At 42.1% G+C, this 26547-nt stretch carries 27 protein-coding genes, 1 tRNA gene and 2 pseudogenes; 16 read left to right on the top strand and 14 right to left on the bottom strand.

Features of this window, described 5'->3' with window-relative positions:
* Window positions 1-832: carboxylating nicotinate-nucleotide diphosphorylase (gene nadC, locus HWQ42_RS20740; RefSeq protein ID WP_292815639.1), on the top strand; the 832-nt coding region annotated here is incomplete at its 5' end.
* A gap of 59 nt (window positions 833-891) precedes the next feature.
* On the opposite strand, the gene HWQ42_RS20735 is transcribed toward nadC, so the two are convergent.
* The gene (locus HWQ42_RS20735) at window positions 892-1395 is read right to left on the bottom strand and encodes a GNAT family N-acetyltransferase (RefSeq protein ID WP_292815636.1); all 504 of its coding nucleotides are present in this window, start codon (window positions 1393-1395) and stop codon (window positions 892-894) included.
* A gap of 712 nt (window positions 1396-2107) precedes the next feature.
* Between HWQ42_RS20735 and HWQ42_RS20730 the strand changes: the two genes are divergently transcribed.
* The gene (locus HWQ42_RS20730) at window positions 2108-3052 is read left to right on the top strand and encodes a hypothetical protein (RefSeq protein ID WP_292815633.1); all 945 of its coding nucleotides are present in this window, start codon (window positions 2108-2110) and stop codon (window positions 3050-3052) included.
* A 158-nt stretch (window positions 3053-3210) separates the two neighbouring features.
* Here HWQ42_RS20730 and HWQ42_RS20725 read toward each other — a convergent pair whose 3' ends face one another.
* A complete protein-coding gene (locus HWQ42_RS20725; protein ID WP_292815630.1) occupies window positions 3211-4881 on the bottom strand; it encodes an ABC transporter ATP-binding protein in 1671 nt (556 codons plus the stop codon).
* Window positions 4882-5060: 179 nt separating this feature from the next.
* Here HWQ42_RS20725 and HWQ42_RS20720 point away from each other — a divergent pair, with 179 nt between their 5' ends.
* Window positions 5061-5429 carry a hypothetical protein gene (locus HWQ42_RS20720; protein ID WP_334812058.1) on the top strand — a complete coding sequence of 123 codons (369 nt, stop codon included), beginning with the start codon at window positions 5061-5063 and terminating at the stop codon, window positions 5427-5429.
* A 14-nt stretch (window positions 5430-5443) separates the two neighbouring features.
* Here HWQ42_RS20720 and HWQ42_RS20715 read toward each other — a convergent pair whose 3' ends face one another.
* Together HWQ42_RS20715 and HWQ42_RS20710 are read right to left on the bottom strand one after the other, a co-directional pair.
* The gene (locus tag HWQ42_RS20715; protein ID WP_292815627.1) at window positions 5444-6226 is read right to left on the bottom strand and encodes an RNA methyltransferase; all 783 of its coding nucleotides are present in this window, start codon (window positions 6224-6226) and stop codon (window positions 5444-5446) included.
* A gap of 78 nt (window positions 6227-6304) precedes the next feature.
* A tRNA-Leu gene (locus HWQ42_RS20710) sits at window positions 6305-6385 on the bottom strand.
* 407 nt (window positions 6386-6792) lie between these two features.
* Between HWQ42_RS20710 and murA the strand changes: the two genes are divergently transcribed.
* On the top strand, window positions 6793-8160 hold the full coding sequence (gene murA, locus HWQ42_RS20705; protein WP_292736432.1) for a UDP-N-acetylglucosamine 1-carboxyvinyltransferase: 1368 nt from the start codon (window positions 6793-6795) through the stop codon (window positions 8158-8160).
* Between the two features lie 412 nt (window positions 8161-8572).
* Here the strand turns inward: murA and HWQ42_RS20700 are convergent.
* Window positions 8573-8851 (bottom strand): annotated as a pseudogene (locus HWQ42_RS20700) (Uma2 family endonuclease); the annotation flags it as partial.
* A 674-nt stretch (window positions 8852-9525) separates the two neighbouring features.
* On the opposite strand from HWQ42_RS20700, the pseudogene HWQ42_RS20695 reads away from it, so the two are divergent.
* Window positions 9526-9892, top strand: a pseudogene (locus HWQ42_RS20695) (transposase); the annotation flags it as partial.
* Between the two features lie 175 nt (window positions 9893-10067).
* Here HWQ42_RS20695 and HWQ42_RS20690 read toward each other — a convergent pair.
* From HWQ42_RS20690 to ndhC, 3 genes are read right to left on the bottom strand one after another with little or no spacing between them, the layout of a single operon-like run.
* Window positions 10068-10598: an NAD(P)H-quinone oxidoreductase subunit J gene (locus HWQ42_RS20690; protein ID WP_190912881.1), complete on the bottom strand. Its 531-nt coding sequence runs from the start codon at window positions 10596-10598 to the stop codon at window positions 10068-10070.
* Window positions 10591-11328: a photosynthetic/respiratory NAD(P)H-quinone oxidoreductase subunit K gene (ndhK, locus tag HWQ42_RS20685; RefSeq protein ID WP_292815625.1), complete on the bottom strand. Its 738-nt coding sequence runs from the start codon at window positions 11326-11328 to the stop codon at window positions 10591-10593. Before ndhK ends, HWQ42_RS20690 begins: the two co-directional genes overlap by 8 nt.
* Entirely contained in the window at window positions 11319-11681 is a 363-nt protein-coding gene (gene ndhC / locus HWQ42_RS20680; RefSeq protein ID WP_094333328.1) for a photosynthetic/respiratory NAD(P)H-quinone oxidoreductase subunit C, read from the bottom strand. The genes ndhK and ndhC overlap by 10 nt, the downstream gene beginning before the upstream one ends.
* A 393-nt stretch (window positions 11682-12074) precedes the next feature.
* Here ndhC and HWQ42_RS20675 point away from each other — a divergent pair, with 393 nt between their 5' ends.
* The 6 genes from HWQ42_RS20675 to HWQ42_RS20650 all read left to right on the top strand — a co-directional run bounded on the left by HWQ42_RS20675 (window position 12075) and on the right by HWQ42_RS20650 (window position 14463).
* Window positions 12075-12410, top strand: a complete 336-nt coding sequence (locus HWQ42_RS20675) for a rubredoxin (protein WP_292815622.1) — start codon at window positions 12075-12077, stop codon at window positions 12408-12410.
* A 140-nt stretch (window positions 12411-12550) separates the two neighbouring features.
* On the top strand, window positions 12551-13570 hold the full coding sequence (locus HWQ42_RS20670) for a photosynthesis system II assembly factor Ycf48 (RefSeq protein WP_292815619.1): 1020 nt from the start codon (window positions 12551-12553) through the stop codon (window positions 13568-13570).
* A gap of 175 nt (window positions 13571-13745) precedes the next feature.
* Window positions 13746-13994, top strand: coding sequence for a cytochrome b559 subunit alpha (gene psbE, locus HWQ42_RS20665; protein WP_012411800.1), 249 nt, complete (start codon window positions 13746-13748; stop codon window positions 13992-13994).
* A gap of 9 nt (window positions 13995-14003) precedes the next feature.
* Complete coding sequence (psbF, locus tag HWQ42_RS20660) at window positions 14004-14141, top strand: cytochrome b559 subunit beta (protein ID WP_015115279.1); 138 nt, start codon at window positions 14004-14006, stop codon at window positions 14139-14141.
* Between the two features lie 8 nt (window positions 14142-14149).
* The gene (locus HWQ42_RS20655; RefSeq protein ID WP_094332364.1) at window positions 14150-14272 is read left to right on the top strand and encodes a photosystem II reaction center protein L; all 123 of its coding nucleotides are present in this window, start codon (window positions 14150-14152) and stop codon (window positions 14270-14272) included.
* Between the two features lie 71 nt (window positions 14273-14343).
* On the top strand, window positions 14344-14463 hold the full coding sequence (locus tag HWQ42_RS20650; RefSeq protein ID WP_012411803.1) for a photosystem II reaction center protein J: 120 nt from the start codon (window positions 14344-14346) through the stop codon (window positions 14461-14463).
* A 164-nt stretch (window positions 14464-14627) separates the two neighbouring features.
* Here HWQ42_RS20650 and psaI read toward each other — a convergent pair whose 3' ends face one another.
* A complete protein-coding gene (gene psaI / locus HWQ42_RS20645) occupies window positions 14628-14777 on the bottom strand; it encodes a photosystem I reaction center subunit VIII (RefSeq protein WP_292815617.1) in 150 nt (49 codons plus the stop codon).
* Between the two features lie 228 nt (window positions 14778-15005).
* The gene (locus HWQ42_RS20640; RefSeq protein WP_292815614.1) at window positions 15006-18404 is read right to left on the bottom strand and encodes a hypothetical protein; all 3399 of its coding nucleotides are present in this window, start codon (window positions 18402-18404) and stop codon (window positions 15006-15008) included.
* 602 nt (window positions 18405-19006) lie between these two features.
* On the opposite strand from HWQ42_RS20640, the gene HWQ42_RS20635 reads away from it, so the two are divergent.
* Together HWQ42_RS20635 and HWQ42_RS20630 are read left to right on the top strand one after the other, a co-directional pair.
* Entirely contained in the window at window positions 19007-19204 is a 198-nt protein-coding gene (locus tag HWQ42_RS20635; RefSeq protein ID WP_094348028.1) for a hypothetical protein, read from the top strand.
* A gap of 80 nt (window positions 19205-19284) precedes the next feature.
* A complete protein-coding gene (locus tag HWQ42_RS20630; RefSeq protein ID WP_094348027.1) occupies window positions 19285-19761 on the top strand; it encodes a Tic20 family protein in 477 nt (158 codons plus the stop codon).
* Window positions 19762-19764: 3 nt separating this feature from the next.
* On the opposite strand, the gene HWQ42_RS20625 is transcribed toward HWQ42_RS20630, so the two are convergent.
* The gene (locus tag HWQ42_RS20625; protein ID WP_292815611.1) at window positions 19765-20538 is read right to left on the bottom strand and encodes a fumarylacetoacetate hydrolase family protein; all 774 of its coding nucleotides are present in this window, start codon (window positions 20536-20538) and stop codon (window positions 19765-19767) included.
* 380 nt (window positions 20539-20918) lie between these two features.
* Between HWQ42_RS20625 and rpsF the strand changes: the two genes are divergently transcribed.
* Together rpsF and HWQ42_RS20615 are read left to right on the top strand one after the other, a co-directional pair.
* The gene (gene rpsF / locus HWQ42_RS20620; protein WP_194042163.1) at window positions 20919-21278 is read left to right on the top strand and encodes a 30S ribosomal protein S6; all 360 of its coding nucleotides are present in this window, start codon (window positions 20919-20921) and stop codon (window positions 21276-21278) included.
* A gap of 210 nt (window positions 21279-21488) precedes the next feature.
* Window positions 21489-22049, top strand: a complete 561-nt coding sequence (locus HWQ42_RS20615; RefSeq protein ID WP_292815609.1) for an Npun_F5560 family protein — start codon at window positions 21489-21491, stop codon at window positions 22047-22049.
* Window positions 22050-22542: 493 nt separating this feature from the next.
* On the opposite strand, the gene HWQ42_RS20610 is transcribed toward HWQ42_RS20615, so the two are convergent.
* Entirely contained in the window at window positions 22543-22896 is a 354-nt protein-coding gene (locus HWQ42_RS20610; protein WP_094348023.1) for an STAS domain-containing protein, read from the bottom strand.
* A 481-nt stretch (window positions 22897-23377) separates the two neighbouring features.
* Between HWQ42_RS20610 and HWQ42_RS20605 the strand changes: the two genes are divergently transcribed.
* The gene (locus HWQ42_RS20605) at window positions 23378-24007 is read left to right on the top strand and encodes a DedA family protein (RefSeq protein WP_292736407.1); all 630 of its coding nucleotides are present in this window, start codon (window positions 23378-23380) and stop codon (window positions 24005-24007) included.
* Window positions 24008-24121: 114 nt separating this feature from the next.
* Here HWQ42_RS20605 and HWQ42_RS20600 read toward each other — a convergent pair whose 3' ends face one another.
* Both HWQ42_RS20600 and HWQ42_RS20595 read right to left on the bottom strand, forming a co-directional pair.
* Window positions 24122-25324: an argininosuccinate synthase gene (locus HWQ42_RS20600; protein ID WP_292815607.1), complete on the bottom strand. Its 1203-nt coding sequence runs from the start codon at window positions 25322-25324 to the stop codon at window positions 24122-24124.
* A gap of 407 nt (window positions 25325-25731) precedes the next feature.
* Entirely contained in the window at window positions 25732-26493 is a 762-nt protein-coding gene (locus HWQ42_RS20595; RefSeq protein WP_292815605.1) for a PEP-CTERM sorting domain-containing protein, read from the bottom strand.
* Window positions 26494-26547: the final 54 nt, after the last annotated feature.

The raw sequence follows: 26547 nt of genomic DNA, 5'->3' as shown, positions 1-26547 counted from the left end.
TTTAGATCCTCTGTTGCGTAGCTGGTTGTTGGAGGATATTGGCCGCGGCGATCGCACAACAAATACATTACTAGTTAAAGATGTGACGCTAGGCTGTGCTAAATGGATCGCTAAAGCTTCAGGGATAATTGCTGGCTTACCAGTTGCAGCTAGGGTGTTTCAGATTTTGAATGAAAAAGTCAGCTTTGTGGCTGTGGCAGATGAAGGTGCACGGTGTGAGCCGGGACAGGTGGTAGCTGAAATTCATGGTTCGCTGGATGCGCTGTTGATGGGGGAACGAGTCGCGCTCAACTTGGCTATGCGGTTGAGTGGGATTGCTACGCTGACTAATATATATGTAGAGAAAATTGCTGATTTACCTTCTCAGTTGGTGGATACGCGTAAAACTACACCAGGGTTGAGACTGTTAGAAAAGTACGCGACTGCTTTGGGTGGGGCGATTAATCACCGTATGGGGTTGGATGATGCAGTGATGATTAAGGATAATCACATTGCTGCGGCTGGGGGAATTGGAGAGGCTGTTACCCGTATTCGTTCTCAGATTCCTTATCCCTTAACTATAGAGGTTGAGACGGAAAGTTTAGAGCAGGTGAAAGAAGCTTTGCAGCACAACGCTGACATTATTATGTTGGACAATATGCCTTTGGGTATGATGCGTCAGGCGGTGCAGTTGATTCGCCAGCAGGATAGTCGGGTGAAAATTGAAGCTTCGGGGAATGTGACTTTAGAAACGATTTGCGCTGTAGCGGAAACTGGTGTTGACTATATTTCTAGCAGTGCGCCGATTACTCAATCGAAGTGGTTGGATTTGAGTATGAGGATTGGACTTTAATTGTCAAAATGTCAGTAATACTTTATAAGTGCATAGGAAAAATAAAAATAGCGATCGCTTTAAACAACAGATTTACTAACTCGCAGTCCCATGATCACTAAGTCCCGTTCAACACTGTCAAGTTCGGCAATTTTAGGCAAATGTCCCCAGCGTTGAAAACCAAATGTCTCAAAGAGTTTTAAACTGGGCTGATTGTGGGCAAAAATGAAGCATACTAGGCTCTTTATACCCAAACTAGGACTTTCGCTAATTGCTTGTGCTAAGAGTTGTCGTCCCAAGCCACACCGATGAAAGCTAGGGGCTATGTAAATACTAATTTCGGCAGTATTACTATAGGCGGGTCGCCCATAAAAGGATTGGAAACTAAGCCATCCAGCGATTACTCCGTCTACTTCAATTACCCAAAGTGGACGTTGCGAAGGCGATCGCCCTTTAAACCAAGCAAGGCGACTTTCCACAGATACTGGTTCTAAGTCAGCGGTTGCCATGCGGCTGGGAATTGCAGTGTTGTAAATTGCCACAATTGCAGGCAAGTCAGTTTCAGTCGCATGGCGAATAGTCATTGATACCGTCTCGGAAAAAATCTTCAGAAAATATTCAAAAATAATACAGTGTTAACAGTAGCAATTCTACGGATTCTATCGTAATTGTCACAGATACTTTACTAGGTAGGCGCTTCGTACCTTACATAAGATAATGGCTAACTCTACTAGCAAGTATGCGATGGGCCACTACGAAAAACATCACCCTTGCTATAACAGAGGAAAATTCCAACGCACTACCTACTGTATTTTGTGTAACAGAGAGATTTTATAACCCCTTACTTTTAAATTCTAAGTTTTTATTCCTAACGCATTGTTCAGCATTCATCCTAGAGAAATAGATAATTTTATTATGTAAGGAAAAATTATCTATTTCTCTGAATATTTATATAGTACTTTTGTCATCTTAAGATAATTTATTTTTTTTTCATTCAGTGGATATAAATATTATAGCAACGTTTTTACTATAAGTTTTTATCCGCTGAAAATATCTAAACCCTTTACTAGCAAGCTTTACAGATAATTTAATTATATATATAAACTTAGGTTCATATCTAACACTAAATTGTATTTTGCAGTCATAGGTTACAAAAAATGATTTTAAGTTCGTATTAATAATGTACAAATTTTATATATAGCTAAAGGCAGAGGTTGATACCATATATAAGCCCTTAAGATTAACAAATATAATTCTAATTATCAACTACCTAGAGGAAAAATAAGTGAAATTATTATGTATATTAATTGTTTAAAAAATAATAAAGTTTTTGTTGAGCATCAAGATAGTAAGATTCCAAATATTGTCGAAATAGCGCTTTTTATAGATCAAATCAAAAGTAGTATTTGGCTTTTTGGTATTCCATCTTGGCTTTTCGGAATAACCGATAGAAGCATAGCTGCATTTGCCGATGGTTATTTATCTCCTATAGAAATATTTCAGCTATTTACAGCCTCTTTCTTTTTTGTGAGTTGGCTATATCTCAAGCCGGAAGAAAGCTTTAATAGCAATGATTTAGACCCCAGTCAATATCAAGAATATCTTGCTCGTACTCAAGCTAACAAGCTTCAATTAAAAAAGCGACACATGATTAGCCAAGAGTATATTTTACCTTTTCCTTATATTTGCCAAATCTATCATCTATTGAACTTAAAACATTTGGAAATAGTTCATAGGTTTAGCCTAAATAATCTTAAAATTCTTAGTATTAGCGAGTTCCAAATTACAAGTGCTGGTGGTAGAATCACATTTCAAACTATATTAGATTCGCCAGCTAATCCTCTGAGAATTTGGCGACAACCAACTGTAGAGGTGGATTTAATATTACATACTCCCTACACTGTAGAACTGAGTATTCCAGTCTACAATAACAAAAGGATAATTGTTATATTTCATGCTTTCCCTTTAAATCACTCAGAACATCAGTTGTTTATAGATATTTATAGTTATCTAGGGTGGCCAAAGCCATTGTTACAAATAATATTGCATTTTGCTTCTTGTTTAACACTCTTTGAAGATTTGCCATATCTAAGAGCTTTAACTGAGAAAAATATAGAGCGTTTATTTAATTTAAGTAGGACTTCAAATCACGAAAGTGCGTTGCTGTTTAAAAGGTTTGTTGAGCTATATGGTTCCAGTGGAGAAGAAATTAAATTACTTGAGGGAAGGGAAGATAGTTAGGAGTTAGGAGTGAAGAGTTAGGAGTTTAAAACGTTCTAACTCCTGATTTGATTTAGGGAATTGCAAAAAATAAATTATCACAAATTATTTGTATATTTCTAGGGGCGCAAAGCGTTGCGCCTATAAGACAGAGTGTTTTTTAACTGCAAGTCCTTTAGTTAAGCGCGTGCTAGTAAGGGAGCAGCAGCTAGTAAGGTTTTGGTATACTGGTGCTGAGGATTAGCAAAAATCTTTTTTGTAGAACCAAGTTCGACAATTTTACCGCCATTCATTACGGCAATCCGATCGCACAAAAATCTAGCTAACCAAAGATCGTGAGTGATGAATAGATAAGTTAGCTTAAACTCTTCCTTTAATTGCAACATCAAATCTAGCACCTGCGACTGAACGCTGGCATCTAACATACTCACTGGTTCATCGCAGATTAAGAGTTTAGGGTGAGTAATCAAAGCACGAGCGATCGCTACTCTTTGCTGTTGTCCACCAGACAAATCCGAGGGATAACGCTCATAATACACTTCTGGCGGTGTTAACCCAACTTTATTTAGCATCCACAAAACCTGTTCTTTTGCCTTGGCAGAATTGGCTAAATTGTGGATAAATAAAGGATCTGCAATACTTTGTCCCACTGTCATCGCTGGATTTAGACAAGCACGAGGATCTTGAAAAACCATTTGTATTTGTCGCCGCGAGGAACGAATTTCTTGACGCGATAGTTTAGTTAAATCCTGTCCTAAAAACTCAACTTTGCCACTAGTAGGACGAATTAGTTGCAATATTGTTCGTGATAGTGTACTTTTACCACAACCTGATTCCCCAACTAAGCCAAGAATTTCTCCTGAATAAAGATCCAGGTTGATTCCATCTACTGCTTTAATTGTCTGCGCTTGTGTGTTAAGCAGTCGTTCGATAAAGTTAGGTTCTATAGTATAGTGTTGCTTGAGTTCTGTAACGCTCAAAATTGGAGATTGCTGATTAATAATCGGTAATTGCTTTTCTTCGTCATTGGCAATTATCAATTCTCCAGTATCAGTTACTGCTTGAATATGTAATGCTGCTTTTAAGAGCGATCGCGTGTATTCGTGTTGAGGTTGCCTAAATACGGTTTCTGTAGCACCCATTTCAACCATCTTGCCGTTGTACATCACGCCAATGCGATCGCAATATTCAGCCACCATTGCTAAATCGTGAGAAATCAGCAACAATCCCATGTTTTCTTCACCGCACAGGCGAGTTAATTCTTGCAATATCTGCGCGGAAACGGTGACATCTAAACTGGTAGTGGGTTCGTCAGCAACAATAAACTTGGGGTTAAGGAGTAAAGCTAAAGCGATCGCTACCCGTTGGCGCATTCCACCACTAAACTCATGAGGATACTGATTCCAGCGACTAGGGGGAATATTCACCTTTGCCAAAGTAGCAAGTGCTTTTTCTTTAGCTTCCCGCGTTGATAATTGTGGTAAGTGCGCCTGAAGGGTTTCGATACAATGCTTACCAATGGTCATCAACGGATCGAGGCGTGTCATGGGATCTTGAAAAATTAAGGCGATCGCCTCTCCCCTAAATTTACGCAGGTTGTTAGGTGTCAAGTCAAACACAGACTGCCCTTGAAATGTCACCTGTCCCTCAATACGGCTAGAGGCTGGTAGTAAACGCATTACTGCCCGTCCAATAGTTGATTTACCACAACCTGACTCTCCCACCAATCCCATTCGTTCACCTGGTTTCAAGGTGAAAGATACATCATCAACCGCCCAACTTGCTTCTTCTCCACTCCGAGCAGGATAGGCAACTCGCAAATTTTCAATACAGAATAAGGCTTCACTCATAGTTAGTTATCAGCCCTGAGCTACCAATTTTTATAATTTCAAATTTAGGATAGTCTATCAAATTAAGTATTAGACCTGTTTTATAAAACTTACCTAAACATAGTCAAACTTAATTTAGTGTACCCGTAGCATCGCCATAAATCTCCAGCCTAAGCAATTGGAGACAGCTATCGATATTCTTGAGAACCACTGCTAAAGTTGATACAGCACACAACTATGATGTTATTAGTGCAAAATTTAAATCTGTAGGAACTAGAATCAAAATTAAGTCAGTAAATCAGGATTTTCAAGTTAATATTATGGAGCAAAATCAGCCAGAACAGCGCCGCGCTGCCGATCAAGTGTTTCAAGAATCCCTCGACCAGTTGGAGGATGTCTTACAAGAAAATTCGACTGAGGAAGAAGAGTTGCCCCAACTCCATACTGGTACTTTCACTGAAGTGGAACTCGACCAAGACTTGATAGATATTGATTTAGCAGCTCTTGAGGACGCAGTTGCTGATATTGAAAAATATCTCGAAGAAATAACAAAAACCCAATTGGGGTAAAAAGTTAAAATTTATTACTGACAAATTAGTTGCCGTTGAGCTTCGTACAACATTAAAGCGGCTGCGATCGCCACATTCAAAGATTCCACTCCAGGACTCAAAGGAATTCTGACTTGCCGATCTGCAATCGCTGCTAAATCTGCCGACAATCCAGCACCTTCATTTCCCAGTAAAATCATACTGGGTTTTCGCCAGTCCACTTCCCAATAAGTTAAAGTCGCATCAGGTAAGGTTGCCACTACCTGCATTCCTGCCTGCTGATTTTGTTGGACTGTCGCTTTTAAATCTTCGGTTACGGCTGTTGCTAGGCGAAACCATTGCCCTGCGGAAGCACGTAGAACTTTAGGACTATCTAAATCTACACTATCTCCACTGACCCATAACCCTGATGCTCCGGCGGCGGCGGCGGTACGAATCATCGTACCCAGGTTGCCGGGATCTTGGACGGTTTCTAAGGCTAGCACTAAACCAGTCGATGGTAGTTGAGTTTGGCGTTCCTTTCGTTTTGCCGTTGCCACTACACCATCAGGTTGGACTGTAGTCGCGATCGCATCCAAGACTTCTTGACTGACAATTTCGGCGCGATCGCATCGGCTACAAGCTTCTTCCCACAGCGAAGGATGGGCTACTTGCCAATCTTGGGTACAACACACTGTTTCTAGTGGGTAATTGACCGCACAAGCTTCTTCTAACAAGTGCGTCCCTTCTAGTAAAAATAACTGTTGCTTATGCCTCTCCTTGGTGGAGTGCAGCTTGCGAATTTGTTTGACTAGGGAATTCTGTAAACTGGTCAACATTTTTAGTTGTGAGTTCTGAGTAGTGAGTGCTGAGTTTTTTCTTCTCAGCACTCACTACTCGGCACTCAGCACTGGTTATGCGGAACCCGGGACTTGAACCCGGAAGCCTTGCGGCACTAGAACCTGAATCTAGCGCGTCTGCCATTCCGCCAGTTCCGCTGGCATTTGTGCTTATCGACAATTTCTTATTATTGCGTTATGTTTTACCTTTGTCAAGTAAAAGCATAACGCCTCGTTAAAAGTCTCTAACTGGAAACGAGTTTTTCAGGCACAAGGTCGAATCAAAATATTAACTGGAAAGTACAGCATTAATTTTTAGAGAACACTTAAGTCATTTTACTGAGTATTTATTTTTGCTTAAAAGTACTACTTATTCATTCTTTTTTCTAAATTTTTTAAAAAGCTTAAAAAGCTTGCTATTGCTTGTTTTTAGCCTGTATTTTTACTCAAAAAACAATTTTTTTATACAAAACAGTGCTTTAAAACGTGGACATTTTGAATCTTTACTGTAGAATCAAAACCAACTTCAAACATATAAAATACGTATTACTTTTGGAGGTAGGCTTATTAATCCTTCTACCAGCTTACCAGATGCCAAAATTGCTCCAGAAGCAGACTCCTCAGTCTTGCAAATTTGGGGTGGGCATCCTTTGCGGGGTCATGTGAAAATTAGCGGGGCAAAAAATTCAGCACTGGTAATCATGGCTGGAGCCTTGCTGTGTCCGGGCGATTGTCGTATCCGCAATGTCCCTTTGTTGGCGGACGTAGAGCGGATGGGTCAGGTGCTATCAGCTTTGGGTGTGCAATTAACACGACAAGGCGACATTTTAGACATCAATGCCAGTGAGATTAAAACATCAAAAGCTCCCTACGAATTAGTTACCCAGTTGAGAGCGAGTTTTTTCGCCATTGGAGCCATTTTGGCAAGACTGGGAGTAGCACAGATGCCCTTACCAGGCGGTTGTGCAATTGGGGCAAGACCAGTTGACTTGCATGTTCGAGGACTGCAAGCAATGGGAGCGGAAGTACAAATTGAGCATGGCATTTGTAATGCCTACGTCCCTGGTAGCAGCCGGAGATTAAAAGGTGCGAAGATTTACTTAGACATCGCCAGCGTTGGAGCGACGGAAAACTTGATGATGGCGGCTACCCTGGCAGAGGGCGAAACGATCATCGAAAATGCTGCCAGAGAACCGGAAGTAGTCGATCTAGCTAACTTCTGTAACGCTATGGGAGCGAAGATTAAGGGCGCGGGGACTAGCAGGATTATTATCGAAGGAGTCCCCAAGCTGCATTCTGTTGACTACAGCATTATTCCCGATCGCATTGAGGCTGGGACGTTTTTGTTGGCAGCAGCAATTACCCGCTCAGAACTTCTTCTCTCGCCAGTGGCTCCAGAACATCTCATCCCAGTAATTGCCAAGCTGCGGGATATTGGAGTGACAATAATTGAAGAAAAGCCTGACCACTTACATATTCTGCCAGCGGAAACCCTTAAGGCAACGGATATTGAAACTCAATACCATCCAGGTTTTCCTACAGATATGCAAGCGCCATTCATGGCTTTGCTGGCAGTGGCAGAAGGCGACAGCGTAATTAACGAATCCGTCTTTGAAAATCGCTTGCGTCATGCCTCTGAGTTGAATCGTTTGGGGGCAGATATTCGTGTCAAAGGCAATGCTGCTTTCGTTAGGGGAGTACCAAAATTATCTGGCGCACCAGTATTAGGTACAGACTTACGAGCATCAGCAGCGTTAGTCATCGCAGGATTAGCGGCAGAAGGACAAACCACAATTCAGGGTTTACAGCACCTCGATCGCGGCTACGATCGACTTGATATGAAGTTGCAGCAATTGGGGGCTAAAATCCTCCGTGTGGGCGAAACACCAACAGATGCAGAAATGGCTCCCAGCATCAGTAGCCTTTCAAGTTGAAATTGATTGGTTGAGACTGAGGCGGGGATAAGAAGAATAAAGGAGACAAGGTAAAATTTTCTCCCTTGTTTGCCTTTATCTCTCCCATCTATACCCTGCGATCTGCTGAATTCTCCTGATAGATAGAAGCTTTTAAGCTTTGTCCATATCTTTTTTTTGATGAATATTCTGGAAAAATCTGTGTTGGCTGTTACAATATTGTTAAGAAAAGTTGCCCGTTGCATTTTAGGAACGCGTAATTGGGTTTTAACTCTCTTGAGAAGACAACGCAAAAACATTTTTTAGACCAGCTGTGGGAGGCTGGTCTTTTTGTATTTAAATTCCTCACAAATTATACTTATCCCTTCAGGTATAATATTCATACTGTTTTATTAATTACTTTTATTGCTTTGTAATATATTGGTTATGTCAGTTACCAAATCACCTCAAGATTTAAGATAAACCTCTGTAAAACATCTTCTCCTGACAAAGTAACAGGTGATTCCAACACCTCAACCTCTTGCTCTTGCCGATAAATTTCAACTTGCCGCGATTTACGATTAATTAACCAACCTAAACGCACACCATTATCTATATATTCCCTTATCTTTTCCTGAGCAACTTTTAAACTATCACTTGGCGAAAGTAACTCAATTACAAAATCAGGGCAAATGGGGGGAAACTTTTGTTTTTCTTTTTCAGTTAAAGCATCCTTTAGTGATACCTAATACACACAATACCACTATAGGCTATACCTACAGTGAGCTACGCTAACACACCTTTCCACATTCCCAAAAGCGATCGCTGACTCTATAATTGCACTGTAGCAGAGCGTCTGTATAGAAAGATGAGCGATGTCTACGACGGGCTATTCGGCGTCGCCTTACAAAAAAGCTCAAAAACAAAGCTTAAACGCGTAGTGGCTTATCGTTAGACATCGACTGTTGTAGAAGAATAAGCGATCGCTTTGTTTAGGCATTCAATTCTCAATTTTGCGAAGTTGCCAATACCATCACAACCCCAACCAACACCGCTAAGATTGCTCTAAAAGTTCAGCATCAGCTAACAACTTGCCAATCACTTTTACAACTAAGCTTGTATCTTTTATCACCAAATTAATAATCGATCTCTTACCCTTCGCGAACCTCTGCGTTTTCCTTTGCGCCCCTTTGCGTTAAAAATAGCTTTTTCCACTTGTACGCTAAAAATAGCGCAAGAATGAATTAGTTTTCTCTATTCAGAAATTGCGATCGCACTGTCTCACATTATCTCAAATTAGGTGCGATCGCTTTCTATAACAAGTAGTCCAATCAAAAATCTGAATATCTGTCTGTAATCTAGTCTAAAGTACAATTATTTGATAACTTTAAGTGCGTTTACAACCCCATGATCAAACCCGCCGATGTCAGCACCAAACGCTTAATCTAGCCTTGCACCTGATAACTGGGTAAAATGGGTAACGCAAATTCCTGATATTATTGCTGGCGAAATTCTCAACTCAGAATTTCAGTGGATAAGTCGAGAAAGTGATGTTTTAATCCGTGTCGAAAGTCTCTAGTATGGAAAATTTCTTGTTCTTAACGAATTACAACTCCGCTATAAACCAGAAATGCCGCGAAGGATGCGTGCGTATGTAGCACTTGCAGAAGAAAAATATAATTTGCCAACGTATCCAGTACTAATTAATATCCTCAAGGCAAGTGATGCTGAAATACCTACAAGTTATGCATTAAATATTGCTGGTTTACGTGCTATTCCTCAAATTACGGATTTGCAAAAATTAAAAGCAATTCAGCAGGCAATTAAAACTGTAAATACAGTCAATGAATTACAGCAAATTTTGTCAACCGACTTGACATGAAACACCAAAAACATAACCCCTCTCCGCCACCGGAAAGGGGTTAATCACTGCCGAAACTCAGCAATCTCTAATAAGCGTCTTGCAACTCGTAGAAATCAGGCGAGATGTAATCCTTCCGTAAAGGCCAACCTACCCAATCTTCCGGCATCAAAATCCGCTTGAGATTTGGGTGTCCTTCGTAGATAATGCCGTACATATCGTAAGACTCGCGCTCTTGCCAATCTGCGGTTTTCCAAATCCAGTACAGAGAAGGGACTACGGGGTTTTCCCGTGGTAAGAACACCTTAACTCGAACTTCTTCAGGGCGATCGCTATTATCACCGACTTTAATCAAGTGATACACACTTACCAATTCCTGTCCTGGCCCAAGGTCAACGCCACCTTGAAACTGGAGATAATTAAACCCATAAGCATAAAGGGCTGTAGCGGTAGGAAGCAAAAAATCTGCCGCCACCTTAATTATCTCTACACCATTTTTGTCTGGTGCTAAAAACTCATGGTCAAAGCCATTTTCCGTCAACCACTGGGAAACTTTACCCGCTTGTACCAATGACTCTTCTTTCTCTGCTGGTACTGGTTTAGATTCTTCTTCAGCCACGGGTTTGTTCCTCCTTTTGCGCCTTTTCTGTCAGCAGTGCAGGTGGTATTGGCATACCTATTGCTTCCGCCAATTCCTTCGGTGGTGCAGAGCGAGTTGCTGACTGCAAATACTTACCAGTTAAGATTTCTTCTACTGGCTTCAGGTTATGAGTCGTGCTGTAATAGCGGTGAGTTTGCTTAATTTTATCCCGCTCTTGCATCGATTCATTGGAGATTTTCTTCCGCAGCTTAATGATTGCGTCGATAATTGCTTCTGGACGGGGAGGACAACCAGGCAAATACACATCTACAGGAATCAGTTTATCGACTCCGCGCACTGCCGTGGGGGAATCAACACTGAACATCCCGCCAGTAATTGTGCAAGCACCCATCGCAATTACATACTTTGGCTCTGGCATTTGTTCATAAAGACGCACCAGTTGGGGAGCCATCTTCATCGTAATAGTCCCTGCCGTAATAATTAAATCGGCTTGGCGGGGGCTAGAACGGGGAATTAGCCCAAAACGGTCAAAGTCAAATCTGGAACCAATTAAAGCTGCAAACTCAATAAAGCAGCAAGCAGTACCAAATAACAACGGCCATAAACTAGAAAGCCGCGCCCAGTCGTAGAGATCGTCAACCGTCGTCAAAATGACGTTTTCTGAAAGGTCTTGAGTGATTGTAGTCCGCTCAATGGGGTTGATGATTCGTTCTTTACCCTGGGTTGTTAAGTTAGAATTCAAGACCATTCCAAAGCTCCTTTACGCCATGCGTAAACTAAAGCGACTACAAGAATTGCAATAAAGACTAGCGCTTCAATAAAAGCCAATAGCCCCAAACGGTGGAAAGCTACCGCCCAAGGATACAAGAATACAGTCTCCACATCAAAGACGACGAAGACCAGAGCAAACATGTAGTAGCGGATGTTGAACTGAATCCAGGCTCCCCCGATGGGTTCCATGCCAGATTCATAAGTGGTGCGACGTTCTGGGCTGTAACCACTGGGTCGTAGGAGCTTGGAAGCTGAGAGCGCTAAGGCAGGTACTAGGCTACAGATGATGAAGAAGCCTAGAAGGTACTCGTAACCGCTGAGGACAAACACAATGAGTATCTACCGCTTATGGAGTATTTTAAGTAGTGAGTGGAGATTGGGTACTGACGACTAGAGATTAGGGATCTAGGAGTGGGGGAGTGGGGGAGCAGGGGAGCAGGGGAGCAGAGAAGACTTGTATAAGTTCTTTCCCCTCTGCCTCTCTGCCCCTTTGCACCTCTGCCTCTTGTGCCCCATACCCAATGCCCCAATGCCCAATGCCCCATGCCCAATCCCTTAACTGCGTAACTTTCTTTTACATTATATCTGTTTGGTTTTTCTGAAATCTGGGAAACAGACGGACTTCAGGTATTTGATTCGCTTTTGCTAGTGATAGAAAAGTCTAACAATTATGTCATAATTTTTAACGTATATTTAAGATTTCTCCTTTGCGAGGCCTTAGCCATGAGCGAACCAGCTGTTGAGACTACGGTGTTAGACCGCTACGAGTGTCGCGCCTGCGGTTATGTTTACGAACCCGAAAAGGGAGACGACAAAGATGATATTGCTTCAGGGACAAGCTTTGCAGAACTGCCCATAAATTGGCGCTGTCCAGTTTGTTCTGCTAAAAAGACCGCTTTTGCCAACATCGGCCCTGTCGGTACTGCATCCGGCTTTAAAGAAAATCTCGGTTATGGTTTGGGTGTTAACAACCTAACGCCAACCCAAAAGAATATCCTAATTTTTGGTGCTTTGGCTCTTGGCTTCTTGTTTTTTATCAGTCTTTACGGCTTACAATGACAGCCTTTAAGCAATTCAAAATAACGCTCTCTACCAGAAGCTTTACACTGCGCTAACAAAATTCAAAATGAAAAAGCCAGGACTTACAGCATCCTGGCTGCCAACTCCTACAAAAATTTAGAAATAACTAAGAAATACTGATGCATTCAATTGTGAAAGGTTGGCAACGAATATTTGCCTTGTTAATAGTAGTCGTGATGTGCATAGGTTGTGGCCAAGTCCCTTCTGTTAGCTACAACCCTTGGAAAGTAATTTCTGTGCCAACAGACTCGAATTTATTGGATATTGCTTTTACTGATAACCTTGAGCATGGCTACTTAGTCGGTAGCAATGCCACCCTATTGGAAACCAATGACGGTGGTAATACCTGGAAACCAATAATACTGCAACTGACTGAGCAGAAGTATCGCTTTGACTCAGTAAGTTTTACAGGCAAAGAAGGCTGGATTGCCGGAGAGCCTGGACTGTTACTACACACTACCGATGAAGGTGCTTCTTGGTCGCGTATTCCCCTGAGCGAAAAGTTACCAGGTAGTCCGATCGCAGTTAAGGCGCTAGCAGACAATACAGCTGAAATGGCTACTGATGTAGGAGCCATATATAAGACCACAGACGGCGGCAAAAACTGGAAAGCCCAGGTGGAATCAGCAGTGGGTGTGGTGCGTAACTTGGAACGTTCTGCTGATGGTAAGTATGTTGCTGTTTCTGCTAAGGGTAGTTTCTACTCGACTTGGGAACCAGGCCAAGATGCTTGGGTTCCCCATAACCGTAATAGTTCTCGGCGCGTAGAAAATATGGGCTTTGGTGAAAATGGGCAATTGTGGTTGCTAGCTAGAGGAGGTCAAGTTCAGTTTAGTGACCCAACTAAACCTGAAGAATGGCAAGAGGCAAAATATCCAGAGTTATCCACCAGTTGGGGTTTACTGGATTTGGCATATCGTACACCCGATGAAATTTGGGTAGGTGGCGGTAGCGGTAATTTGCTACGCAGTGGCGACGGTGGCAAAACCTGGGAAAAAGACCGTGACATAGAAGAAGTTGCGGCTAATTTGTACAAGATTGTGTTCTTAGAGCCAGAGCGGGGATTTATAATTGGCGATCGCGGCGTTTTGCTCAAATATCTCCCAAATCCTGAAGCAACTTCCCCAGAGGCGGCTTAGTGAGGCAGAGGAGCAGGGGAGGCAGGGGAGGCAGGGGAAGAATGCTTAATGCCCAATGTCCCATGCCCCATTCCCAACGTACAATTTCTGAGAAGAACGTTGCAACTTGTAACTCTTTCTTATCTTTGTAGGATAATAAACTCAATAACACTCTATGTATAAGGTAGGGATCTAAATGTCAGGTACCACTGGAGAACGTCCGTTTTCGGACATCATTACTAGCGTTCGTTACTGGGTAATCCACAGCATCACCATCCCGGCATTATTTATTGCTGGTTGGCTATTTGTCAGCACCGGACTGGCTTATGATGCTTTTGGTACACCCCGTCCCAACGAGTATTTCACACCAGCACGGCAAGAAGTGCCCATTGTGAAGAACCGTTTTGAAGCTAAAAAACAAGTTGAACAATTTATTGGAAAGTAGTTTGAGATCATGACTAGCGGCAATAACATCAATCAACCAGTTACCTATCCAATTTTTACCGTTAGATGGCTGGCAGTTCACACTTTAGGTGTACCAACTGTATTCTTTTTGGGCGCGATCGCCGCAATGCAATTTATTCAACGTTAGGAGCAACTATGGCAGAAAGATCGCCCAATCCCAATAATCAGCCGGTTGAACTAAACCGGACTTCGCTATACCTGGGACTACTACTAGTTTTCGTTCTGGGGATTCTATTTTCCAGTTACTTCTTTAACTAATTGGAACTACTTGTTGTTAGTTTTTGTTTATTGAACGTGTGTTGATTTGTTGTTAAGGGAGGAGAAAAGCTGTGTCTGGAAGTGGGAGAATTCCCCTGTGGGTCGTCGCTACGATCGCAGGTTTAGGTATAATTACAGTCTTGGGCATTTTCTTTTATGGTGCCTACGCCGGACTCGGTTCTTCGATTTAACATTAGTTAGTTTGAACCGAATACTATAAGTTAGAATTTTTCTAGCATTTGTTGAGAAATCAACGTTAAAAAAACCGCCTGTCTCTATGAGATGGGCGGTATTAATTTTGGTCATTAGTCATTTGTTTTTTGCAAATGACTAATGACTAATTACTACATCAGTATCAGTTGATATCGCTGATATCGTCGCTTTCAATGTATAAAAACAGAAACGCGAAGACCACACCTGGCAAAACCCAACCAATTATGGGCACGAAGATAGCGGACAAGTACGAAGTACTAGCCAAGACAGTAGGCAAAAAAGAAGCTGCCATAGTAAAGGTTCCTATGAAATCACACTACAATTCAAAATGAGCTTACTGCAAATTCTGCCAAATTTTTGAAATTCTTTCATATTTTTAACACAGGGGACATTGGGAGATGGGGAGCAGGGGAGCAGAGGAGAGTTCTTGTACAAGTTCTTTCCCCTCTGCCCCTCTGCCTCTCTGCCCCTTTGCCCCTCCGCCTCTTGTGCCCAATCCCCAATGCCCCTCATACCTGAGTTACATACCCAGGAGTTCATCTAGCTGCAAGCTTGGCAAGTCTGGAGGAATCACGGTTCGCACTATTGTGACTTTGTGACTCTCCTGTTGAGTTGTTAGATCGAGTGCGATCGCTCCTAAGCGAATTTCCAAACAGCCAAAGGGAATGTTTAATTGCGTCATCACTTCCAAATCTCCCGATACATTAGGTAGTAAATTTGTCAATAAATGGGGACCATCTAGTAAGTAGCGAGTTTGATAATCTTCAAGCCATAACTTGACAACAACTTGCAGAGGTACTTCCGGCAGTACTACGCGCACTATGACAGACTTGCCAGCAATTAATTCACCTTCTGGCACATACAAATGTGGAGTTGGCAAAGGCTCAGTGGCTGCTGCAATTAGAGGTAAGGAAGAAGATGAATATAACAGTGGTTGCTCCTTTTCTTCAAAGGTGTCACTTGTAGCGGTATCGCCTTCGAGTCCGGTATCTGTATCATCTACAACGATTTCTTGCGCCAACCAAGCTGACGCTATATTCATTTTTATCGGAGGAGGAGGGGGCGGTACTTGTGTTAACTGAGCTGATGAGATTGTTGGTTCTTTTAGTACTGTTTCTATTTCCGTATTTTCTCCGTTCTCGAGTCCCACTTCCTTCGCTGTGTCTATATCTTCCCCAAAGTCCTCCTGTTCAGGAGCCAACCCTTCAACTTCTTCCCATGTCTCATGTTCTTTGCGTGTTTCAGTCAGGAGGAGTTGTGAGCTACTCCAACCTTCACTCAGATTATTCTCCGTGTTGGCATCTAGATCTAACGGCAAGTTAACATCAACATTCGCATTTTCTGCACTGGGAGGAAGGGGTATCTGCTGTAGTGAAACATAGTTATTGTAATCTTGAGGTTGAAGATTGTTGATAGATTCAGGCAAAGAGTATCCTTGGCTCTGTATCCACTTCCTGAGCAAGGGAGATGAATAAAGGTTTCCTGTTGTAATTAATTGTGCATTTTCCGGGGCTACTACTTCAGCAACAGATTCTTCTTGGAATTGTGTATTTTGCGGGGCTTCGACTTCAGCAACAGATTCTTCCTGAAATTGTGCATTTTGCGAGGCTTCGCCTTCACAAACAGATTCTTCCTGAAATTGTGCATTTTGCGAGGCTTCGCCTTCACAAACAGATTCTTCCTGAAATTGTGCATTTTGCGAGGCTTCGCCTTCACAAACAGATTCTTCCTGAAATTGTGCATCACCTACTACTAATTCAGGTGTATTTTCATCTTCAGCCATAGTTGCGTCCAACTTTGGAAAGTCTTCAGCCGCTTTAACTTCTAATGCATCTGGAAGAACATTGTTTTTTACTTTTTCTTCGGCATCATTTGGTGAAGCTTGTAGCCGTTTCAAGTATGGCAAAGTAGTGTCCATTATTGGCACTCGACGTTGCTTGATGACCAACTGCTCCAAGTTGATGGTGGCTATAGTGGCATCCTTTTCTACAAGCTCCTCCGGTGTCTGTGGTTCTGCAACAACATCTGTGGGAATGTTGGCATCACTTTGAATAGGCGGCAGTTTCGGTAATTGAGGCAACGAAATGCTTGAATTCTTGAGCTTAGATGTCCGCAGGCTAGCTTCTCGCAGAACTTGCAGGTTAATTTGCGCTGGTAAAGGTGTGTTTGGAGATAGATTAACTATCTGAGACTGTTCTGTTTTTGGAGTCTTGACCAGATTTAATAGTTTCAAATCGAGCCTAACTGGTGTCTCTGTTTCTGTGAAAGCAGCAGATGAGTCCGATGTTGCTACGAGGTTATTTAAAGATTTACTGGATTTTGCTGCGGCTGTGATTGCCAGTAATTCTGTTACATCTGCTGTAATGGTAAAAGACTGGCTGGCTAACGGCATGACTTCACCAGCATCGGCGAATTTACCATACAAACTGATGTCTGCCAAAATTAGCTTGGATTCACAATCAGCAGGAATATCAATTGAGGTATTGATGGTAAAGGGCAACTCCTTATCTGATAAGGGTTGCCGTACTTTGGTCAAGATTTTCGAGTTCTTGGGCGATCGCAGTTCAATTTCTACTTCAAGCGCCCGCAAGCTTTTTGGAGATGATGTTTCATCCCAATCTAGATTTGTCTTTTCTTGGAATTCTATGTACCCGTTGATTATAAGAGCTTGTCCCCAACGAGCAATATAATTATCCTGACTTAAAGTTAGCAGTAATGGTGGCGGTAGTTGTGTTGCCAAAGAATCTGTAACCTTTTCATCTTTGGGCAACAGTTCAGAGGCGGGTAAAGCTAAATCTATTAAATTTTGTAAAATCTGCTCTGCCGTCTCTCCTTTGAGCCACACAGGACTCACAGGCTGATCGATAATTATATCTTCATCTTCTTCCGTTTCATCAGGTGCAACAGTGGTAGCAAGGTTGCCATTTGTAGTAATTGCCAGTTCTTCAGAAACTGCGATCGCTCGATCTAGCTCAATTACAGTTTCTGGTGGGGCATTAGATTCCAAGTTCTCTTCATCAGGCGCAACAGTGAGGTTGCTATCTGTAGTAATTGCCAGTTCTTCAGAAACTGCGATCGCTCGATCTAGCTCAATTACAGTTTCTGGTGGGGCATTAGATTCCAAGTTCTCTTCATCAGGCGCAACAGTGAGGTTGCTATCTGTAGTAATTGCCAGTTCTTCAGAAACTGCGATCGCTCGATTTAGCTCAATTAGAGTTTCTGCTGGAGCATTAGATTCCAAGTTCTCTTCATCAGGTGCAACAGTGGTAGCAAGGTTGCCATTTGTAGTAATTGCCAGTTCTTCAGAAACTGCGATCGCTCGATCTAGCTCAATTAGAGTTTCTGCTGGAGCATTAGATTCCAAGTTCTCTTCATCAGGTGCAACAGTGGTAGCAAGGTTGCCATTTGTAGTAATTGCCAGTTCTTCAGAAATTGCGATCGCTTTCTCAAACGTAAATAACGTAATTGCAGTTTCTGCTGGGGTATTACATTCCAAGTTTTCAGAAACAGTATCTGGGCGATCGTCGGTTGAACTTGATCCTAAATTTTTCCTCGGTTCTCTCTCTGCTAACAGCGAGAAGACTTGCACTTGCACGCTGTATTGCCAAGATTTACCGAGCAGATCCGACATCAAATCGCCGGAACACCGCAACTCCCAAACTCCCGGCTGGAAGTAGGTAAAAGGAATTACCGCCATTAAGCCTTCTGAATTAGTGCGACGCGATCGCTTGAAAATTCGCCGCATTGGTTGAACTTCCTCGGTTGAAGAGTGAGTTACCCGCACTTCCACGTCTGTATTCAGAAGGTTAGAACGAGCCAAAACTCTATACTGTCCTTCCAAAATTTCCAAATTTGGCGATTCTAGGATATACCACGAGCGAGCGCCTTGTTTCTGTATCAGAAATTGCCAGTGTTCCATTGTAAATGATGCCCAGACCGACGAGCCGCTGAGTAATATTGTGTATTAACTTGCTTGCAAGTTTACCTCAGTATTTTAGAAATGCCTCACTTAAATGGCTATCAAGTTAACTCAGCTTTACTGGCTTGACTTCACACACTTTAACTACTCACCTCAAGGGAATTTCAATAAGTCGCCGTGTTGCTTGTGCGTAAAGCTTTTGTTGTTTTCTGAATATTAAGTTTGACATATCCTAGTGCTAAATTAACTGGGATGCAATGGATACCGTTAGTTGTCTTTGCTCAACTTAATGCAAAAATTTTTGTATTATTTTTTACTAAAATTTCCACTTTGCAATAGACACAACGTACAATAAATTTAAATTCACTTGAGAATTGTTATTGAATCGTAATTACCCACATTTTTGCTACAAAGAGGTAGGATGTGGTTCTTAAGTGTCCTCTGCGATCGCCCAAGTTAGGCGCAAAGCCCATCGCAAATTACAACACTTAACCACACAAAACGCATTCAATCTATCTGAAGTGGCTCTTTGAAGCGCTACAAAACAGGTCTTCCACTGAGTGAAATGTGGGTTGACAATGAAGATTTACAGGAGGGATTCGATGCTAGTCATTTTAATGGACGAGCAAATCCTTGCCCCTGAGCAAGTTTGCCAGTCTTGTTTACTCGCTGACGGGAGCGGTCAACCCCGTTGGCGTGGGGGTCAACTGCGCTGTGGTCAAGCTATTCGCAAACTTACTCAACAGCAGCCAGACCAATATGAATGTATGATGGGCTTTCGCATCGCCCATATAGAATAGTTGAATTTCTCAGCAAGACCAGCAACTGCGTTATCCTAAGCTCAAGTAACTATTAAAATTTAATCACAGGAGAACGCATAATGTCTTGGCGCGGGTCTACAACAGTTTCAGATAGAATTTTTGCTTCCTTGCCTTATTTGCTTCCTCTAATTGAGGTTTTTGTATTTGGTAGATATTTGCTCTCAGAGTTTCCACCATTACAACTACTGTTTTTACCGCTTCTGCCATTGTTGAGAATTTACTACGGCGTGCGTTATGCAGGAATGATTATTTTCTTTGCTTTATTTTTGCTAGTAGTGAGAAACGAAAAAATTAGTCACTTTATTCGTTTTAACACCATGCAAGCAATCCTTTTGGACATCATTATCTTTTTGTTTAGCATCCTAACTGATGTTGTGGGACTAGTTCCCTCTGGTGGTTTTGCAATCCAAACCCTATCCACAACCATTTTTATCGGCATAGTGGGAGCAGTCGCATATTCAGTCATCCAGTCTGTGAGCGGACGTTATGCAGAAATTCCGGCGATTTCCGATGCAGTGTATATGCAAGTGCGTTAAAAGTTAACGGGTCGCTACGGTGTTTTCCAGGCGACCGATACCTTCAATTTCGACGCGGACGCGATCGCCTGGATGCAAAGCACTTACACCCTCCGGCGTACCTGTAAGCACCAAATCACCAGGGAGTAGCGTCATCACCTGACTGATATAGGAAACTAAAACATCGGGAGAAAATACCATCTGATCGATACAGGCAGATTGGACTGGATTAGCGTCGTCATTTACAAAAGTCTGCAATCTTGCTCCTGGATTTAATTCCCGGACAATCCAAGGCCCCAAGGGACAGAAAGTATCAAAACCTTTAGCTCGCGTCCATTGACCATCCTGTTTTTGTAAATCCCGCGCAGTTACATCATTGGCGATGGTGTAGCCCCAAATTTTGGTTTGGGCTACCTCTGGCGTACATTCAAAGGCATAATCGCCAATCACTAAAGCTAACTCTCCTTCGTAGTCAACTCTATGTGACTGCGGAGGATACTTAATTTCCCTCTCAGATGGAATGATCGACGTAGGTGGTTTAAGAAAGATTAGTGGCTCAGAAGGTACTGGAGTTCCCATTTCGGCTGCATGATCTGCATAATTCTTACCCACCGCCACAATTTTTGAGGGAGCGCAGGGAGCCAGAATTTGGTAACTTTCTGGTGTCAAAGTTAAATCAGTGGGTTGTCCATGTAACCAGGGTGGAGCATCTAGCACCTGCACATTCAGGGATAGCTGTAGTAACCCATAGTAAATCTGTCCTTCTGGATTTTGAATTCGCACGTAGCGCTGCGCCATAACCTTGATGAATATCCTTTTTTCTGCGATTAGAAGTTGTGAGCAGGTAGCAATCGTCAGTTAGCTGTTTAGCCAACCGATTGAGCCTTGAGCAAAAAAGCGATCGCTATCAGATGTCCTTAAAGAAAGATACCCCTTAGCGAAGCTGATAGCTTGATCGATCTTGTTAAAGAAATATCGGGGTTGCCTCCCAACCTAGTTTTCATTAGGGACATCCAAAAAATCCAAACTTTGGCGATTTGGCTAATGATTCAAATTGAAAACTGGTAAGATTATAGTTCCTTGTTGCTTCAGATGTTGATTAATACTGGAATTTTGAATAAAATTCAGGTATAAATTAATATCGGCAGCCACTTTTGTCCATGAGGAAACTGAAAAATATGACTACAAATTACGAAACAATGTACATCCTCCGTCCTGACCTCGGAGAGGAACAGGTAGAGCAAGCAGTTACAAAATATCAGAATTTGCTTCGCGATCAAGGCGCTGAAGAGATCCAAATTCAAAATCGTGGTAAGCGCCGTCTGGCTTACGAAATCAAAAAACACCGGGATGGCATCTACATCCAGTTAAACTACAGTGCGCCTGCAACTGCGATCGCCCCCTTTGAACGTGCCATGCGTTTGAGTGAAGAAGTGATTCGCTATTTGACAATTAAGCAGGACATTGAAGAAGAAAAACCCCCCAAAGAGGAAAAAGAAAAGCCCACTAAAGTAGCTGCAACACCTGCAACAGTTTAAGGGGCTAGGGACTGAGGACTAGGGACTAGGAACTAGTAGCTAGAGAAGAAACTAAATGTCCAATCCCCACTCCCATTCAATAAAATTTTGTCTTTTTCTTTTTTCGTGACTTATTTGGGAATGCTAAATTAACAAATACTTGCCAAAGGTAGTACTCCCGCAGTTATACCTAAGAGTGGACAAGATTCTGAATGGGAGCTTTAAGCTACTGTGAGCCAATCTGATACACCAAATATTCAAGTTCTCTCGACGGAAGTATCGCAGCTACGCCAGGAGTTGCAACTTCGCGATCAATTAGTACAACAACTATCTCAAGAACTCTTCCGGCTGGTAAAGGGTAACACTAGTTTTATGCCTCAGCAGCCAGAATTTGAGCGCGATCTGAGCCATTTACACGCTTTACAAGAACAACTCCAAGCTGTGGAACAGCAGGTGGCGTTCTACCAAGATCAAATTACAACTCGTGACTCCGAAATTTATCAATTGCGACAGTCAGTTCAAGAACTTACCGATCGCACTCGGATGTTGGAGCAAGTAGTACAAGAGTTACCTCAAATTTACCGTCGGAAGTTTGAGGAGCGGATGACGCCAGTGAGAGAAAAGATAGCAATGCTACAACGGGAAAACCGCCAACTGCAAGCAGAACTGCAAAGTGTGAGTTACCGTTTAGCACTCAAAACTCGCAATGCCAGTCACAGCGGTATTGATTTACCAAATTTTCCCCGCCCAGCATCCGAACAAACTAATATTTCGACTCCCCAGAATGCCTAAAATTACCATTATGGTGGAATCTAAGATAAGAGGTAAGAAATTGTTGCATCAAAGCGTCTTGGAGGCATCCAAGTGGTAGATTGAGGCAAACATAACTTAACTATAGAGTTAGAAAGTAACGCAAACGCTGATATTTTAACCATTCTTACCTCCTGCTTGCTTTCACTAGTTACGTCCCATATAAAGCAATTAGCTTAGAGTAATTTGCACAACCCTGTATTTAAAACGCTGGGGAGTGTCACAAACAGTTGCATTTGCTTTGGGCATTTTTGGCCATTTCTGACTTTACTGCTTTAGATAGAGGAGTTCCAATAAGCAGATTCATTCATCATGTAATTTATACTACCTAGCTCAAAGACATGAGTTTTCGCCAACACTCTTCTCTAGACAAGAAAGAAAATCAGCCTGCTAGCACCAGACTGTTATCTTGGAGAATGTGAAAAAATACAAATATTGCTTGACTTTGCCATCCTTCTATAGGTAGATTTATTAGTTAGTCTGCTAGCACCAGACTGTTATCTTTGACGGTGGTAAAAATATCTTGGTAAGTGTGAAAAATTTCAAACACTGTATCGAGTTGGGTAAGTTCCAAAATCAACCGTACAGGAGCTTGTACGTTACATAGAACCAAGCGGCAACCACTCTGACGTGCAGCTTTTAACCCTTTTACTAAAGGAACTAACCCAGAACTGTCCATGAAGTTAACTTCTGCTAGGTCGATAACCCATAGTTGATAAGCTTGAGGGACTACTCCAGCCATCTGTTCGCTTAAAGCCTTACCGCCTTCCAAATCTATGCTTCCTTGGGGTTTAAACAAAATCACTTGAAGTTCTTGTGTGAAAGCCATGAATTTAACAGGGTAATTGGAACACTTGACAAAAAATTGAAAAAGACATCAATACTTCTTCTCTTCCAACGGTGAAATGACCTTTTACCCAGATATTTGGGCAATTGTATTCCTACAGTTGAGAAAGATTATTTCAGTATTCATGTCGTATAATTTATGATAACTTTCATCAATATAGGCATAAGCGCCTAACAATTTCGGTATCAACCGTATCTTTTACAAAATTTTCACAATTTAAACCGATATTTATAAATTTTCTATAAAACTTTTAATCTTTTTTTAATAAATTATGAACATGTGGTAGGAATGCCAAAAAATAGTTAATAGTCAAAAGTTAAGAGTTACCATAGAATAAAATCTATGGATTATTCAGTATAAAACTAATGACTTAATGACTCTATGTATTAGTTTGATTGACACCCCACCCAAAAACAAGCAAAGATATAGTAAAAGTAAAAATTTGTAAAGACGGCGGTGCGGAATGTCTTTAGAGCTGATTTCACTAGAAAATATCCAGGAAGTTGCTCATAATTACGGGTATTGGGCGATTTTTTTGGGAATTTTGCTAGAAAATTTAGGCATTCCCCTTCCTGGTGAAACCGTGACCCTGGTGGGCGGGTTTTTAGCTGGCAGCGATGAACTAAATTTCTGGCTGGTTCTCGGTGATGCAATCATGGGTGCTGTCATTGGTGGCACTTGTGGCTATTGGATTGGTAGAGTTAGCGGTTGGGCTTTTCTGGTAAAAGTTGGCAGCATCTTTCGGATTTCTGAAGTGCGGCTGCTGAGTATTAAAGAGCAATTTAGTCAAAATGCTGCTAAAGGGGTGTTTTTTGGACGTTTTTTGGCATTGTTACGAGTTTTTGCTGCACCACTAGCTGGTATAGCTGAAATGCCCTTTGGAAAATTCTTTTTATACAACTTTCTAGGAGCAGTTGCTTGGGCTAGTTTGATGGTGACATTAGCTTTTTTTGCTGGCAAAATAGTCTCTTTAGAACAATTGGTTGCTTGGGTGGGTCAATTTGCGATCGCAGCGTTACTAATCCTTGTTGCCTTAATTGTTGTGCCCCTGTGGCTGGAATCTCGCCAGGTTAAAGGTGCAGCAGAAGAGTAAGTCAAGCATAAACTAAGTGAGGAGTGAGGAGTGAGGAGTAAAGTAAAAAGTGAATTTTTTAACTTTTACTTTTGTATTTTGCTTTTTTAACTCCTAACTCCTAACTCCTAACTCTTAACCCCTGACCTGCTGTGACCAAATGCGAGTCGGTAATCCCCAAACGTATATAAAGCCTTCAGCAGCTTTGTGGTCAAATTTGTCTTCGGCTCCGTAGGTTGCTAAATCGGGAGTGTAGAGGGAATTATCACTCGATCGCCCAACTATCGTAGAGTTGCCCTTGAATAACTTCACTCGTACAGTTCCAGAGACTCGCTCTTGTGTCTTTTGAATAAAGGCATCGAGTGCAACTTTGAGCGGACTGTACCACAAACCGTTATAAACTATTTGGCTGTAAGTTTCTTCAATCCCACGCTTGTAATGGGTGACATCTGCCGTTAAAGTCAAGCTTTCTAAATCTTTATGTGCCTGAATTAGCACCAACATTGCGGGTGATTCGTAGATTTCCCGCGATTTGATCCCTACCAGACGGTTTTCAATCATATCGATCCGTCCGATGCCGTGATTTCCTACCGCCTGATTGAGTTCTTCAATTAGCTCAACTGGCTTTTTGGCTATACCGTTGAGGGTTGTAGGAATACCACCGTGGAAACCAATTTCGATATACTCTGGCTCGTTGGGAGTGTGAGCGATCGCTTTAGTCATTTCATAAATTTCTTCTGGTGGCTCAAATGACGGATCTTCGAGTAAACCAGCTTCAATACTACGACCGAGCAAATTCTTGTCAATACTATAGGGAGAAGATTTTTTGACTGGTGAAGGAATACCAAACTTTTCCCCATAAGCGATCGTTTCCTCACGACTCATTCCCCATTCTCTGGCTGGTGCGAGGATCTTCAGGTTGGGGTTTAAGGCGGTGACAGAGACATCAAAGCGAACCTGATCGTTGCCTTTGCCAGTGCAACCGTGAGCGATCGCATCAGCACCATATTTTTCAGCTGTTTCTACTAATACCTTGGCAATCAGTGGACGAGCAAGGGCGGTTCCTAGAGGATAACGATTTTCATAAAGGGCGTTGGCTTGAATAGCTCCAAAGGCGTAATCTTTAACGAAGCTGTCTTTGACATCCGCCACCAGGGATTCACTTGCACCCGATTTCAGAGCTTTTTCTCTGATTGGCTCTAATTCATCTCCCTGACCTAAATCTGCTGCTAGGGTAATCACCTCTTCCACACCCCACTCCTGCTTCAGGTAGGGGATGCAAACTGAGGTATCCACTCCGCCAGAATATGCCAGGACAACCTTTTTGGCGCGACCCATTAATTTCTCCAGTTAGGACAACAAAGAATGAGTCATTATTATATCTAAACTAATCCACGTATATTTTATTCATGCAACAACCTATGGGAGGATTTAGGAGCTAGGAGTCAGAATTACAGTTCACTCTCAACACAGTTCGGTTAAGCTCTAAGCAGTATTGAGTAGACCTCTTGTACAAATGTAAAATTTGCCCACCCTGCGGGATCGTTGCTACATAATTTTTCTACAGCTTGCTACGCGTAGCAAGCTGTAGAAAAAGGCCCGATTATAAATGGCAAAAGGATCAGGGCGAGTTTACCTAAGTAAGCTCACCCTGATTTGTATTTAATATTAACTAAGTTTTGAAATGCTTGTATCGACTAAGGGTAGAGTGTAAAGAAAATCTTACAGAGCTAAGATTGATATATTTAATGAGATTGCTTTACAGTTTGCAACTTCTCGTTCTTGCGCTTGCGTAGAAACATACCACCTACAGCCAGCATACCTAATGTAATACTAGGCTCAGGAACTGACTTAGGGTCAAAACCTGTAAATCTGTCAGTTCCTAGATGGAAAGAATGGTTGTCGCTTTCAAATCCACCACCACCTGCTTGGGTAATGACAATCTTGTTGAAAATATCGTTGCTACTATCTGAGTAGAAGTGAAGGTAGCCGTTGCCTTCACCGCCATGCTGTGATGCACGAATTGGAGCAACTGGGTTCACATCCTCAGTTGTAAATGATTTGATCAGATTATCGCCATTGTAGAAGGAAAAAACGTTACCAGAACTGATAGCTCCCCAATCAATACCGAAATAATTGAGGGAACTTGCAAGTTTGATTGTGACTTCATCGCCGTTGAAAACTGCCAAATACTTCCCATTATTGACCTCACCGGTTGCCCCGGCAGGTGCCCATACATCTGACCTGACACTGCTGCTTCCACTGTTATTCTCAAATGAGTATTTAGCAAAACCAGTGGTTGGTGCTTGACCATTATTGAAGTTAACAGTTGTCGTACCAGGAAGTTGAGTAAACTCAGAAAAAGCACCTTGGTCAGTTTCTCCATTAGGGCCTGCAATGCCAGTGGTTACTTGGAAGGATATAGCCTGGGCAGAACCTGCATAGATAAATGAGGAGATTGCAGATAGAGATAGAGCAGCGATACAAGCAATTTTTGTAATAGACATAATTTTGAAATTTTGTATTTTCTACTTGTTGAAAAGTTCGTTGTCCGACTTGAA

This window comes from Nostoc sp. JL23, from assembly GCF_017115065.1.
GTDB lineage: Bacteria > Cyanobacteriota > Cyanobacteriia > Cyanobacteriales > Nostocaceae > Nostoc > Nostoc punctiforme_A.
The sequence above is the reverse complement of the archived record's forward strand: the minus strand, read 5'-3'. Positions and strand labels throughout refer to the sequence as shown.

Coding starts and splice junctions, on each gene's coding strand:
- HWQ42_RS20670 (WP_292815619.1), top strand. CDS start 12,551: ATGCATTCAATTGTGAAAGGTTGGCAACGAATATTTGCCTTGTTAATA.
- HWQ42_RS20595 (WP_292815605.1), bottom strand. CDS start 26,493: ATGTCTATTACAAAAATTGCTTGTATCGCTGCTCTATCTCTATCTGCA.
- HWQ42_RS20715 (WP_292815627.1), bottom strand. CDS start 6,226: ATGTTGACCAGTTTACAGAATTCCCTAGTCAAACAAATTCGCAAGCTG.
- HWQ42_RS20655 (WP_094332364.1), top strand. CDS start 14,150: ATGGCAGAAAGATCGCCCAATCCCAATAATCAGCCGGTTGAACTAAAC.
- HWQ42_RS20630 (WP_094348027.1), top strand. CDS start 19,285: ATGTCTTGGCGCGGGTCTACAACAGTTTCAGATAGAATTTTTGCTTCC.
- rpsF (WP_194042163.1), top strand. CDS start 20,919: ATGACTACAAATTACGAAACAATGTACATCCTCCGTCCTGACCTCGGA.
- HWQ42_RS20600 (WP_292815607.1), bottom strand. CDS start 25,324: ATGGGTCGCGCCAAAAAGGTTGTCCTGGCATATTCTGGCGGAGTGGAT.
- HWQ42_RS20635 (WP_094348028.1), top strand. CDS start 19,007: ATGCTAGTCATTTTAATGGACGAGCAAATCCTTGCCCCTGAGCAAGTT.
- HWQ42_RS20605 (WP_292736407.1), top strand. CDS start 23,378: ATGTCTTTAGAGCTGATTTCACTAGAAAATATCCAGGAAGTTGCTCAT.
- HWQ42_RS20730 (WP_292815633.1), top strand. CDS start 2,108: ATGTATATTAATTGTTTAAAAAATAATAAAGTTTTTGTTGAGCATCAA.
- ndhK (WP_292815625.1), bottom strand. CDS start 11,328: ATGGTCTTGAATTCTAACTTAACAACCCAGGGTAAAGAACGAATCATC.
- HWQ42_RS20640 (WP_292815614.1), bottom strand. CDS start 18,404: ATGGAACACTGGCAATTTCTGATACAGAAACAAGGCGCTCGCTCGTGG.
- HWQ42_RS20610 (WP_094348023.1), bottom strand. CDS start 22,896: ATGGCTTTCACACAAGAACTTCAAGTGATTTTGTTTAAACCCCAAGGA.
- psaI (WP_292815617.1), bottom strand. CDS start 14,777: ATGGCAGCTTCTTTTTTGCCTACTGTCTTGGCTAGTACTTCGTACTTG.
- HWQ42_RS20675 (WP_292815622.1), top strand. CDS start 12,075: ATGAGCGAACCAGCTGTTGAGACTACGGTGTTAGACCGCTACGAGTGT.
- psbE (WP_012411800.1), top strand. CDS start 13,746: ATGTCAGGTACCACTGGAGAACGTCCGTTTTCGGACATCATTACTAGC.
- HWQ42_RS20725 (WP_292815630.1), bottom strand. CDS start 4,881: ATGAGTGAAGCCTTATTCTGTATTGAAAATTTGCGAGTTGCCTATCCT.
- HWQ42_RS20625 (WP_292815611.1), bottom strand. CDS start 20,538: ATGGCGCAGCGCTACGTGCGAATTCAAAATCCAGAAGGACAGATTTAC.
- HWQ42_RS20735 (WP_292815636.1), bottom strand. CDS start 1,395: ATGACTATTCGCCATGCGACTGAAACTGACTTGCCTGCAATTGTGGCA.
- psbF (WP_015115279.1), top strand. CDS start 14,004: ATGACTAGCGGCAATAACATCAATCAACCAGTTACCTATCCAATTTTT.